At 70.3% G+C, this 12,577-nt stretch carries 8 protein-coding genes and 1 pseudogene; 7 read left to right on the forward strand and 2 right to left on the reverse strand.

Features of this window, described 5'->3' with window-relative positions; all coding sequences use genetic code 11:
* Positions 1-108 precede the first annotated feature (108 nt).
* From AC3IYI_RS35415 to AC3IYI_RS35430, 4 genes are all read left to right on the forward strand, one after another.
* Positions 109-1,668: a sugar ABC transporter ATP-binding protein gene (locus tag AC3IYI_RS35415; protein ID WP_489407522.1), complete on the forward strand. Its 1,560-nt coding sequence runs from the start codon at positions 109-111 to the stop codon at positions 1,666-1,668.
* Positions 1,665-2,765 carry an ABC transporter permease gene (locus AC3IYI_RS35420; protein ID WP_489407523.1) on the forward strand — a complete coding sequence of 367 codons (1,101 nt, stop codon included), beginning with the start codon at positions 1,665-1,667 and terminating at the stop codon, positions 2,763-2,765. Before AC3IYI_RS35415 ends, AC3IYI_RS35420 begins: the two co-directional genes overlap by 4 nt.
* Positions 2,762-3,784, forward strand: coding sequence for a galactofuranose ABC transporter, permease protein YjfF (gene yjfF / locus AC3IYI_RS35425; protein ID WP_489407524.1), 1,023 nt, complete (start codon positions 2,762-2,764; stop codon positions 3,782-3,784). The genes AC3IYI_RS35420 and yjfF overlap by 4 nt, the downstream gene beginning before the upstream one ends.
* A 122-nt stretch (positions 3,785-3,906) precedes the next feature.
* Complete coding sequence (locus tag AC3IYI_RS35430) at positions 3,907-5,031, forward strand: aldose epimerase family protein (protein WP_489407525.1); 1,125 nt, start codon at positions 3,907-3,909, stop codon at positions 5,029-5,031.
* A 144-nt stretch (positions 5,032-5,175) separates the two neighbouring features.
* Here AC3IYI_RS35430 and AC3IYI_RS35435 read toward each other — a convergent pair whose 3' ends face one another.
* Positions 5,176-6,252: a LacI family DNA-binding transcriptional regulator gene (locus tag AC3IYI_RS35435; protein ID WP_489407526.1), complete on the reverse strand. Its 1,077-nt coding sequence runs from the start codon at positions 6,250-6,252 to the stop codon at positions 5,176-5,178.
* A gap of 228 nt (positions 6,253-6,480) precedes the next feature.
* The gene (locus AC3IYI_RS35440; RefSeq protein WP_489407527.1) at positions 6,481-7,779 is read right to left on the reverse strand and encodes an RNA-guided endonuclease InsQ/TnpB family protein; all 1,299 of its coding nucleotides are present in this window, start codon (positions 7,777-7,779) and stop codon (positions 6,481-6,483) included.
* Between the two features lie 143 nt (positions 7,780-7,922).
* Between AC3IYI_RS35440 and araD the strand changes: the two genes are divergently transcribed.
* From araD to AC3IYI_RS35455, 3 genes and pseudogenes are all read left to right on the forward strand, one after another.
* Positions 7,923-8,660: an L-ribulose-5-phosphate 4-epimerase AraD gene (araD, locus tag AC3IYI_RS35445; RefSeq protein WP_489407528.1), complete on the forward strand. Its 738-nt coding sequence runs from the start codon at positions 7,923-7,925 to the stop codon at positions 8,658-8,660.
* A 111-nt stretch (positions 8,661-8,771) separates the two neighbouring features.
* Positions 8,772-11,243, forward strand: coding sequence for a glycoside hydrolase family 9 protein (locus AC3IYI_RS35450; protein ID WP_489407529.1), 2,472 nt, complete (start codon positions 8,772-8,774; stop codon positions 11,241-11,243).
* 156 nt (positions 11,244-11,399) lie between these two features.
* Positions 11,400-12,561, forward strand: a pseudogene (locus AC3IYI_RS35455) (RNA-guided endonuclease InsQ/TnpB family protein); the annotation flags it as partial.
* Positions 12,562-12,577 lie beyond the last annotated feature (16 nt).

The following is a 12,577-nucleotide window of genomic DNA, read 5'->3' on the forward strand; positions in this document are numbered from 1 at the left end:
GAGAGGCCCGGCCCGGCCCGTCTCCTCCGGAGCTCGCGGGGCCCGTGACGCCTGGCACCGGAGCCCGCTCCACCACCCCACCCCACCCCACACATGAGAGGAGGGCGGATGGCATCTCCGTCCACCCCGCCGCCCACGGGCGCCGGCGGCCCGCGGCCGGTCCTGGAAGCCCACGACATCCGCAAGCAGTTCCCGGGCGTGCTCGCCCTCGACGGAGTCGCCCTGCGGCTCTTCCCCGGTGAGGTGCACGCCTTGATGGGCGAGAACGGCGCCGGGAAGTCCACCTTGATCAAGGTGCTCACCGGCGTCCACCCCGCCGACGGCGGCACCATCGTCGTCGACGGCCGGCCCCACGCGTTCACGGACCCCCTCCAGGCGCAGCGGGCCGGCATCAGCACCGTCTACCAGGAGGTGAACCTCTGCCCGAACATCTCGGTCGCCGAGAACATCCTCATCGGGCGCGAACCGCGCCGGTTCGGTCTCATCCACTGGTCCGCGATGCGGCAGCGGGCGGCCGAGCTGCTGACGGAACTGGACCTCGAACTGGACGTCACCAGTCTGCTCGATTCACATTCCCTGGCGGTGCAGCAACTGGTCGCCATCGTCCGGGCGGTGGACGTCTCGGCGAAGGTGCTCGTGCTGGACGAACCCACCTCCAGCCTGGATCGCGAGGAGGTCGCCCAGCTCTTCACCCTGGTGCGGCGCCTGCGGGACCGCGGTGTGGCCATCCTGTTCGTCACGCACTTCCTCGACCAGGTATTCGATCTCTGCGACCGCGTCACCATCCTGCGCAACGGCCGGATGGAAGGCGAGTACCCCATCGGCGAACTCACCCCGGTGACGCTGGTGCAGCGCATGATCGGCGGAGAACTGGCCACCCTCGACCAGCTGTCCGGCCGTGCCCACGAGGAAGCGGCCGAACGGGAGGCCGGCGAGCCGTTCCTCCGGGCACGACAGCTGACCCGCACGGGCTCGATCGAACCGTACGACCTCGACATCCATGCCGGCGAGGTCATCGGACTGGCCGGCCTCCTGGGCTCGGGCCGCACCGAGGTGGCGCGCCTCCTGTTCGGCGCGGACAGCGCGGACGCCGGAGAGGTGAGCATCGAGGGCAAGAAGGTACTCCTGCGCACCCCCCGCCACGCCATCGCCCGGGGCATCGCGTTCTGTTCCGAGAACCGCAAGTCCGAGGGACTGGTGGGCGAGCTCACGGTCCGCGAGAACATCATCCTCGCGTTGCAGGCCGCCCGCGGCTGGACCAGGCCGCTGGCCCGTGCGAAACAGGACGAACTGGCACGGCACTGGATCGAAGCCCTGGACATCCGCCCCGCCGACCCCGAAGCGCAGGTACGCCACCTCAGCGGAGGCAACCAGCAGAAGGTCCTGCTCGCGCGCTGGCTGCTGACCGACCCCCGGCTCCTGATCCTCGACGAACCCACCCGGGGCATCGACATCGGAGCCAAGGCGGAGATTCAGAAACTCGTGGCCCGCCTGGCGGGCGAAGGCACCGCGGTGCTGTTCATCTCCGCGGAACTCGAAGAGGTCCTGCGCCTGAGCCACCGCATCGCCGTGCTCCGCGACCACCGCATGGTGGCCACCCTCGCGAACGACGACACCGTCACGCCGGAACGCCTCCTCACGACCATCGCCACCGGAACGGACTCATGACCACCCAGCCCGCCAAGGCCGAGGCGGCCGCCGCGATCGGGAGACGGCTGGCCGGCCACCGCCTGCTGTGGCCCGCGCTCATCCTGCTCGCCCTGCTCCTCGGCAACCTCGCGTTCCACCACGACTTCTTCTCCGTCCGCATACGCGACGGCCACCTCTACGGCAGCCTCATCGACATCCTGCAGTTCGGTGCGCCCCTCATCCTGGTGGCGCTCGGCATGACCCTGGTCATCGCGACCCGCGGGATCGACCTCTCGGTGGGTTCCACCGTCGCCATCGCCGGCGCCCTCGCCTGTGGGCACATCTCCACCGCCGCGCATCCCGGCAGCGTCGCCACCCTGCTCACGGCCGTCTCCCTCGCGCTCGGCGTCGCCCTCGTACTGGGCCTCGCCAACGGCTTCCTCGTGTCCGGGCTGGGGGTGCAGCCCATCGTGGCCACCTTGATCCTCATGGTCGCGGGCCGCGGCGTCGCCCAGCTGATCACGGACGGCCAGATCGTCACGGTGACCAGCGCCCCCTACAAAATGATCGGCGGGGGCTACTGGCTGACCTTCCCGTTCGCCGTCCTCCTGGCAGCCGCCCTCGTCGCGCTCACCGCCTTCGTCACCCGCCGCAGCGCACTCGGCATGCTGATCGAGTCCGTCGGCGGCAACCCCGCCGCCAGCCGCCTCGTCGGCATCCGGGCCGGCGGCCTGCTCGCCCTGGTCTACGTCTTCAGCGCGCTGTGCGCCGCCGTCGCCGGGCTGATGATCAGCTCCAACGTCTCCAGCGCCGACGGCAACAACGCCGGACTGTGGATCGAGCTCGACGCGATCCTCGCCGTCGTCGTCGGCGGCACCGCACTGACCGGAGGACGCTTCTCCCTCGGCGGCACCGTTCTGGGCGCACTGATCATCCAGACCCTGTCCACCACCGTCTACACCCTCGGCGTCCCACCCGAGACCACCCTCGTCTTCAAGGCCTTCGTCGTCATCGTCGTCTGCCTCGTCCAGTCCCCGGTCTTCCGGGCCAAGGTCCTGCGCCGCCGCAGGACGACCACTCCCCGATCCCACACCGCGGCGGGCGCCACCCCGCAGCAGCAGGAGGTACGCGCATGAGTACCGGCATCGCGAGCGCCGCCGCGCACCTCACCCGCCCCTTCGCGACCGTGTCCCCGCGCACCCGCACCCGTATCCCACTGATCGTCACGGCCGTCCTGCTGGCCGTCATGTTCAGCGTCGGATCGGTGCGCTACGAGGGCTTCCTCTCCGCGCAAGTCGTACTGAACCTGCTGATCGACAACGGATTCCTCCTGGTCGTCGCGGTCGGGGCGACCTTCGTCATCCTCACCGGCGGCATCGACCTGTCCGTCGGCTCCATGGTGGCCCTGTCGACCATGCTCACGGCCTGGCTGGTCGAGTCGCACGGCTGGCCCCTGGCCACCGTCATCCCGCTGGTCCTGCTCGTCGGCGCCGCGAGCGGAACGCTCATGGGCTGGATCATCCACACCTTCGAGATCCAGCCGTTCATCGTCACCCTGGCCGGCATGTTCCTCGCCCGCGGGCTCTGCTACACGATCAGCACCGAATCCATCACGATCAGCGACCCCACCACGGCGGGAATCGCGCAGACCAGGCTGTACGGGCCGGCGGGACTGTTCGTCTCGATCCCGGTGGTCATCGCCCTGGCCGTGCTGGTGATCGCCTTCGTCGTACTGCACCACACGCGCTTCGGCCGCAACGTGTACGCGCTGGGCGGCAACGAGTCCTCCGCACGCCTGATGGGTCTTCCGGCGGGCTCCACCAAGATCGCCGTGTACGCCGTCAGCGGCCTGTGCTCCGCGCTCGGCGGCCTGCTGCTGACCTTCTACATGCTCTCCGGCTACGCCCTCCACGCCATGGGCATGGAACTCGACGCGATCGCCGCCACCGTGATCGGCGGCACGCTGCTGACCGGAGGCTCCGGCTTCGTCCTGGGCACCGCCCTCGGCGTGCTCGTCCTCGGCATGATCCAGACGGTCATCAACTTCCAGGGCACGCTCAGCTCCTGGTGGACCCGGATCGTCATCGGCGCCCTGCTGCTCGTGTTCATCGTGCTGCAACGCCTGATGATCGGCCGCCGCCCTGCCGCCGACTGACCCCGCCGCCGACTGACCCCGGCTCCGCAGCCCACCAGCCCGCGCCACCGCGTTCGCGCGCCGCGATCACAGCGTGCCTCCCGGCGCGCCCGCCGGTGGACCGACTTCCAGGGAATACCGCCATGGAACACGCATACGAATCTGTCGACCAGGCCGCCGAGCCCAGGCAGACGGCCGCCTGTCCGCGGACGGCCCGCCCCCTGCGCCTGGACGATGACGGAACGGGGGAGAGGTGGCGGTTCGGCTTCCCCGGCCGGGCCCGCGCCGAGGTCCACACGCGCGGCGCCCGGCTCCGTTCCCTGATCCTGCCGGACCGCTGGGGCCACACCGCCGACGTGGTGCTCGCGCCCCGCGACCCCGCCGCCTGCGAGGGCTCCGCACGCTACTTCGGTGCGACGGTGGGCCGTTACGCCAACCGCATCGCGCGCGGCGGGATCGTCGTCGACGGAGTCACCCACCAGCTCGCCACCCAGGAGACCGGGCACACCTTGCACGGTGGTCCCGACGGGTTCGACCAGCGCCTGTGGCGGTGCGAACCCTTCCACTCGGCGCACCGCACCGGTGTCCGCATGTTCCTGCACAGCCCCGACGGCGACCAGGGATTCCCCGGCGCCCTGAACGTGCGCCTCACCTACACGCTGGACCGCGATGACAACCTGACGATGTCGTACCAGGCGGTCGCCGACGCGCCGACGATCGTCAACCTCACCAACCACGCCTACTGGAACCTCGAAGGGGAGGGGCGTGGCAACGTCCTGGCCCACCACCTCCAGGTCGCGGCCCCCCTCTACACCCCGGTCGACGCCGAGTTGATCCCCGACGGCCCTCACCGCCCGGTCAGCGACACCCCGTTCGACCTCCGCCGGCACCGGCGCCTCTCCGACGTCCTGACCCATACGGAGGCGCAACTGGCTCTCGCCGGCGGAGGCTTCGACCACAACTGGGTCCTCGAGGGCGCCCGGCGAGCCAGCCCTCGTCAGGCCGCTGTCTTGTACGCCCCCGCATCCGGCCGCCGCATGGAGGTGCGCACCACGGAACCGGGCATCCAGGTCTACACCGCGCAAGGCCTGACCGGTGACATCACGGGCAAGGCAGGCAGGCCGTACCACGCCTACGCGGGGGTCGCGCTGGAGACCCAGCACTTCCCGGACTCCCCGAACCGCCCCGACTACCCGACGGTCGTCCTGCGCCCGGGCGAGCTGTACCGGTCGACCACGATCCACAGCTTCACCACGGTCACCGCCTGAGAGGGGCGGCGGCGGCCGTAGCCGCTGTCCGGTGCCGGGGGGCACCGGACAGCGGCTTTGGTGCGTGCGCCGGCTCCCCCCGTACGAGGTGCCCCCGGGGCCCCGGCTCCCTGCGGAAGGGGCCAACCGCCGGCCGCGTGGGGGTCATTCGCCGGGGGGAGCGATCCTGCGGGCCGTGCTGGCGCGCACGATGAGCTCGGGCGCCACCACCAGATGGGTCGACTCGTCGGTCCGGCCCTCGATGTGGTCCAGGAGCAGCCCGATGCTGTCGCGGCCGAGCGAGGCGAAGTCCTGGCGGATCGTCGTCAGCGGGGGCGGGAAGAACTCCGCCTCGGGGATGTCGTCGAAGCCGGCGACCGCCACGTCCTCGGGCGTGCGCAGGCCCGCTTCCCGCAGGGCCCGTAGGACACCGAGGGCCATCTGGTCGTTGGCGACGAACACCGCGGTGAGGCCGGCTCCCCGCCCTCGTGACGCAAGGACCCGACCCGCCAGCTGCTGGCCGGCCTGGTATCCCGACAGCGGACTCCAGTCGCCGCGCAGCACGGGCGGCACCTCGGCGCCGGCATCGCGCAGCGCGTCCTCCCACCCCTGTGTGCGGGCCTCGCTCTCGAGCCAGTCGGGGGGGCCCGCCACGTGCCACACGGTGGCGTGGCCCGACGCGAGAAGGTGCTCCGTGATCATGCGGGCGCCGAGGTTCTGGTCCAGCGACACCCCCGGCAGGTCGAGGGTGTGGCCGCCTTCCACGGTGACCACGGGGCACGGTGCTTCCAGTGCCGCCAGGGCGCGTACCGCGGCGCGTTGCGGAGTGACGGCGACGATCCCCTCCACGCCCCACCCGGCGAGGTGCTGCATGGCTTCGGCGAGGGCTGTCTGCGTGGCGGTGCGAAGCGTGACGGCGGACGTCAGGTAGCCGCGGTCCCGAGCGGCCTCCTGCACTCCCGCCACGGTGCTGGCGGGCCCGTGCAGCGTGGTGTTCACCGCGATGACGCCCAGCGTGTGGGTCCGGCGGGTGGCCAGGGCCCGGGCCGCCGAGTTGCGGCGGTACCCCAGCTGCTCGATGACCTGAGTCACCGCGGCCCGGGTCTTGGCACTAACGTTCGGGTGGTCGCTGAGCACCCGTGACACGGTCTGATGGGACACGCCGGCGACGCGCGCGACGTCCGTCATCGTGGGCGCTCGCGAGACGTCTGGGAGCTGGGTCAACTCTCTTCCTTTCCTCATCGAGCGGCCTTCCCTCAAGGTACCGAACCGGCCGTGGCCCGCACACACCTCGGACCGACCGGAAGATTGTCGACCAGGTATAGATGTTGGCGTTCACATTATGCAGCGTTGATCGCATGTTGTGGGCATGAATCTTCTCGTACCTCTTGAGATTGCTGCTTGTTAGCGCTCACAATCTGATCGGGGCGGCCAAGGCGGGCCAACCGCGACGCCTGCTGCGGCCCCCGATCAGTCCAGCCCACTCATGCGCGACCGCGGGGCCTGCCGGACAGCGGTCCCGGAGAAACCCGCCGCGCATGCCGGAGCCAGGCCAGGCAGCGCCTGGTCTGGTCTTCTGCGATCAGCACTAGCCGGGTTGAGACCAGCCCGGACCAGCATCACGTGTGCGGAGTTCTTGTCCCTGGGGGATACAGCTCCGCACGCGGTGCAGGCGTAGGTTCGTTCGGAAAGGGGGAGTGCGTGCTTGGTTCTCGCTCCGCACTGTGCGCAGTCCATCGTGGTGTGCGCGGGGTGTACCAGGTACACGGCCCGGCCGTGCTTCCGTGCCATCTCGATCAGGGCCGTCTTCGTCGCGGAGATTGCCGCGTCGGCAGCCTTGCGGGCCATGGTGGACCTGGCGAGGAACTTCGGGCGGAAGTCCTCCACCGCCAGGGCGTCATGGTCGCGGACCACGCGCTTGGCCCACTTGCGGCCGGTGTCCTGGCGTTGCCGCGCCACCTTCTTGTGCAGCTTCGCGACGTGTTTCTTCGCCGCCTGATAGCCCTTCGACCCGGGCTTGCCCTTCGCCGGTTTCCGGCGGGCCATCATCCGCTGATACCGGGCCAGACCGGCGGCGGACTTCCTGCCGTGCTCGGCGTGCGGCAGGTCATGCTCGTCGGATGTGGTGGTCGCGGTCTCCTTCACGCCCCAGTCGATACCGATCACACGCCCGGCCTCCGGGAGCGGCCGCACCTCGGCGGGAACAACGAAACTCGCGTACCAGTGCCCGAGACTGTCCTGATAGACACGCACGCTGGACGGGTCGGCCGGAAGACTCCGCGGCCACACCACGGTCAGGGCGATACCACCCGCCAGGTACAGGCGGCCATCCTTCAACCGGAAGCCGCGCCGGGTGTAGTTCAGCGACGGCAGCGCTTCCCGCTTCTTCTTCCACTTCGGCATCCCCGCCCGCTGCCGCACCGGCAACCGGTCCTTGACGTCCTTTTGCGCCGTGGCCCGGGACTTCCCGAAATCCCGGATCAACTGCTGCTGCGGAACCGAGGACCCTTCGCGAAGCCAGGTGGTCCTGGTGCGGGCTTCGGTCAGCATCTTGTCGAGCTGAGCCGGACCACAGGTCCGCTTGTCCTCGCCTTCGGGCCGGCCCTTGTTCCACACATGCGTCTGCTTCGACTTCGCGCAGCACTCGTTCCACACCCACCGGCACCGGTCCCACTCGCCCAACAGGGCAGTGAGCGCGGTAGACGACACGCGGACGCGGAACGTCCACCGGGCATGCCCGGCATCCCCCACTACCGCGGTCGTCGCCATCCCAACAACCTAGCCCCGACCACTGACAACAACCGAAAGTACAGGTCAGACCAGATGCGCAGAGAACTCCGCCGCTTCGCGGCTCCACTCCAAGGACCCATTCCTCCCCGGCCCGAAGGCCGGGGCATCCTGGGAGAAATCCGGTGAGCGAGACCTTCCTGGGGGACCTCCGTCGTGAGGTCCTCGCAGCCAACCTGCGCATCCCGGAGGCCGGTCTGGCCACCCTCACCTGGGGAAACGTCAGCGGAGTGGACCGAGACGCCGGCGTCTTCGTCATCAAGCCGTCCGGGGTCTCCTACGCGGACCTCACCGAGGAGGACCTGGTGGTGGTGGCACTGGACGACGGGCGGGTCGTCGAGGGACACCTCAGGCCGTCCACCGACACCGAAACCCATCGGTGCCTCTACCGGGCCTTCCCCTCCATCGGCGGCGTCACCCACACGCACTCGACGCACGCCGTCGCCTTCGCCCAGGCGCGCCGCCCGATCCCCGTACTCGGCACGACGCACGCCGACACCTTCAACGGGCCCGTCCCCGTGACGGAGGACCTCACCGCCGAACAGTGCGCGCGGGACTACGAGTACAACACCGGACAGGTGATCGTCGCCCGGCTCGACGGCGACCCCCGCCGGGCCGACGAGGTTCCCGGAGCGCTCGTCTCACGGCACGGACCCTTCACCTGGGGTGCCACCGCGAAGGCGGCGCTGGAGAACGCCGTCGTCTGCGAGGCCGTGGCGGAGATGGCACTGCACACGCTGGCGCTGGGGTCCCGCTTCGGGGAAGCCTCCGAACCGCCGAAGCACCTGCTGGAGCGGCACTTCACCCGTAAGCACGGACCGGACGCCTACTACGGCAACGCCCCTCACGCCCCGAGGGTCTGAAGCGCGGCCTGTTCTCGGACAAACGTCGCTCAACTACCGGTTCAGCCAGGCGCCTGGCTTCATTGGGAGCGCTCCCACTATGAGCCCCCACCCCCCGAGGAAGGCTTCACCGTGCCTCCTGTCACCTCCGCCCGCGGCGTGCCACGTCGCGCGGCCGCCGTGCTCGCCGGCCTCGCGCTGGCCGTCGGCGGCCTGTCCACGACCGCCCTGACCGTTCCGGTCGCGGCTGCCGCCACCACGGCGGCCGCCGCCGGCACACCCGTACGGGTCAACCAGCTCGGCTACCTGCCCGACGGCCCCAAGCGCGCCACTGTGGCCAACTCCGCGACCGCCCCGCTCGCCTGGCAACTGCGCGACGCATCCGGCACGGTGGCCGCCTCGGGCGCCACCACGGTGCGCGGGTCCGACCAGGCGTCCGGCCAGTCCACGCACCTGGTGGACTTCGGCGCGTACACCGGCACTGGCACCGGCTTCACCCTGGTCGTCGACGGCCAGAGCAGCCACCCCTTCGACATCTCCGCATCGCTGTACGACGGACTGCGCGCCGACAGCATGTCGTTCTTCTACCAGCAGCGCAGCGGCATCGCGATCGACGCGGCTCTGGCGGGCGGCAGCGCCTACGCCCGCCCCGCCGGGCACCTGGGCGTCGCCCCGAACAAGGGCGACACCAGCGTCCCCTGCCAGGCCGGGGTGTGCGACTACCCACTGGACGTGCGCGGTGGCTGGTACGACGCGGGCGACCAGGGCAAGTACGTGGTCAACGGCGGCATCTCCGTCTGGGAGATGGTCAACTCCTTCGAGCGGGCGCGCCGTTCGGGCGGCGACGCGGCGCTCGGCGACGCGACGCTGCGGGTGCCGGAGCGTGGCAACGGGACGCCGGACGTGCTGGACGAGGCCCGCTGGGAGCTGGAATTCCTGCTGCGGATGCAGGTTCCGGCCGGGAAGCCGATGGCCGGGATGGCCTTCCACAAGATGCACGACGCCAAGTGGACCGCCCTGCCGACCCGGCCCGAACTCGACTCCGAGCAACGTGAGCTGCACAAGCCGTCGACCGCCGCGACGCTGAACCTGGCGGCCTCGGCCGCGCAGTGTGCCCGGGTGTACGCGCCCTACGACGCCGCGTTCGCCGCGCGCTGCCTGGACGCGGCCCGCCGCGCCTGGACGGCTGCCAAGGCCAGCCCGAACGTGCTTGCTCTCGCGACCGACAACACCGGCGGCGGGGCGTACGAGGACGCAGACGTCTCCGACGAGTTCTACTGGGCGGCGGCGGAACTCCTGGCCACCACCGGCGAGTCGCAGTACCGGGACGCCGTCACCTCCTCTGCGCACCACACCAAGCCCGTCGACGGGTTCTGGTGGGGCGGCACCGCGACGCCCGGCCGGATCACCCTCGCCACCGTCCCCGGCGTGGCCCTGCCCGCCGCCGATGTGGCCCGGCTGCGCGGCCTGTTGACCGCGGCCGCCGATGGCCACCTGTCCACCATGGCCGGACAGGGCTACGCCGTGCCCCTCGCCGCCACCGGGTACGTGTGGGGCTCCAACAGCTCCGTCACCAACAACGCGATGGTGCTGGCCGTCGCATACGAGCTCACCGGTCAACAACGTTATCGGGCGGGAGCGTTGGAGTCCCTGGACTATCTGCTCGGCCGGAACGCACTCGACCTCTCCTACGTCACCGGTTACGGCGAACGCCACTCCGAGAACCAGCACCACCGGTTCTGGGCACACCAGAACGACGCCTCGCTACCGCACCCGCCGGCCGGTTCCTTCGCGGGCGGGCCGAACGCGGGACTGGAGGACCCGGTGGCCAAGGAGAAGCTCGCGGGCTGCGCACCGGCGGCTTGCTACGTGGACGACATCGGCTCGTACTCCACCAACGAGGTGGCCATCAACTGGAACGCCTCACTGGCCTGGCTGGCGGCTTTCGCGGCTGAGCGGCGCAGCGTGCCGGCGGTGCCGGTCGTCCAGGTGGCGCCGGCGGCCGTGACGGTCCCGGAGGGCGGTTCGGCGCCGGTGGGCGTGCGGCTCTCGGCCGCGCCGGCGCAGAACGTCACGGTGACGGTGGCCCGGAACTCCGGCGACCAGGACCTGTCGGCGGCCGCGAGTCTGGTGTTCACCCCGGCCGACTGGGCGACGGCGCAGCAGGTTTCGGTCTTCGCCGCGCAGGATGCCGACGGGTCCTCGGACAGCGCGAGTTTCACCGTCGGTGGTCCTGGCGTGCAGCCGGCGACCTTCACGGCGACGGAGGCGGACGACGACGTGTCGGCGGCCGCCTGCACGGTGGCCTACCGGATCGACAACGCCTGGGGCAACGGCTTCACGGCGACGGTGACCGTGAAGAACACCGGAACCTCGGTGATCTCCGGGTGGACCCTCGGCTGGAGCTTCGCGGGTGATCAGCGGATCAGCAACGCCTGGAACGCCACGGTGAGCCAGACGGGCACCGCGGCCACCGCCCGGGACGCCGGATGGAACGGCACACTCGCACCCGGTGGCAGCGCGAGCTTCGGCTTCCAGGCGACGTACTCGGGTACCAACGCGATCCCGGCGCGCTACACGCTGAACGGTGCACTCTGCTCCTGAACGATCGTCACGCCCCGTCCGCCCACCGACCGGGTGCGGCGGGCGGAGCGCGTCGGGCAGACGACGGAGTGGAGCCAGGATCATCCTGGCTCCACTCCATGCGGGGCGTGTCACCTGATTTCTTCCAGGATGCTCCGGGCTTCAGCCCGGGGAGGAATGGGTCCATACACCTACCGGCTTCGTGTGTCGTCTACCGCGCTTGCTGCCCTGGAGGGGGAGTGGGCGCGGTGTCGTTGGGTGTGGAACGAGTGCGTGGCGATTTCCCGCAAGGTCCACCACCTGAACAAGACGGCCGACGCGAAGACGACGTGTGGGCCGCGCCAGCTCGACAAGATGCTGAGTGTGGCGCGCGGTTCGATGTCCTGGCTGCGTGCGGGAAGCAGCGTTCCTCAGCAGCAGATCATCAGGGACTTCGCCAAGTCCCGGGCGAAGGCGCTCAAGGACATCAAGGCCCGGTTGCCGATGCGGCAGCGGGCGGAGATGCCCCGGATCAAGCGGAAGCGGGAAGCCGCGCCGTCGTTGAACTACACGCAGCGCGGATTCCGGCTCAAGGATGGCCGCCTGCACCTAGCCGGCGGGATCGCCGTAACGGTGGTGTGGTCGCGGGAACTGCCCAAACCGCCGTCCAGCGTCCGCGTGTACAGGGACAGCCTCGGCCATTGGTACGCGAGTTTCGTCGTCCCCACGGTGACCGAGGACCTGCCGGAGACCGGCGCCGTGATCGGTATCGACTGGGGCGTGAAGGAGACCGCGACCACCACGTCCGACGCCCACGACCTGCCCCACGCCGAGCATGGAAAGATGGCCGCCGCGAAGCTGGCGCACTACCAGAGAATGATGGCCCGGCGCCGGACCACGAAGAACCGTCCCGACACCGCCGGCTACCGCATGGCTCGCCGGGCTGCGGCGAAGGTCTCGAAGAAGATCGCCCGCCAGCGGCAGGACTCCGGCCGCAAGTGGGCCAAGCGTCTCGTCCGCGACTTCGACCACCTCGCGGTGGAGGACTTCCGGCCGAAGTTCCTCGCGAAGTCCACCATGGCCCGCAAAGCCGCCGACGCCGCGATCGGCGCCATAAAGACGGCCCTGATCGAGATGGGCCGCAAGCACGGCCGGACCGTGCACCTTGTCCACCCCGCGTTCACCACCATGGACTGCGCGCACTGCGGAGCGAGAGCCAAGCACCGCCTCCCCCTCTCCGAAAGAACGTATACGTGCACCGCGTGCGGAGCTGTGTCCCCGCGGGACAAGAACTCCGCACGCGTGATGCTCGCCCGGGCTGGTCTCGCACCCGGCTGGTGTTGATCTTGTAAGACCTGCGCGCCCGCCGGGCCGCA

It is taken from the genome of Streptomyces sp. GL_148 (assembly GCF_057834205.1).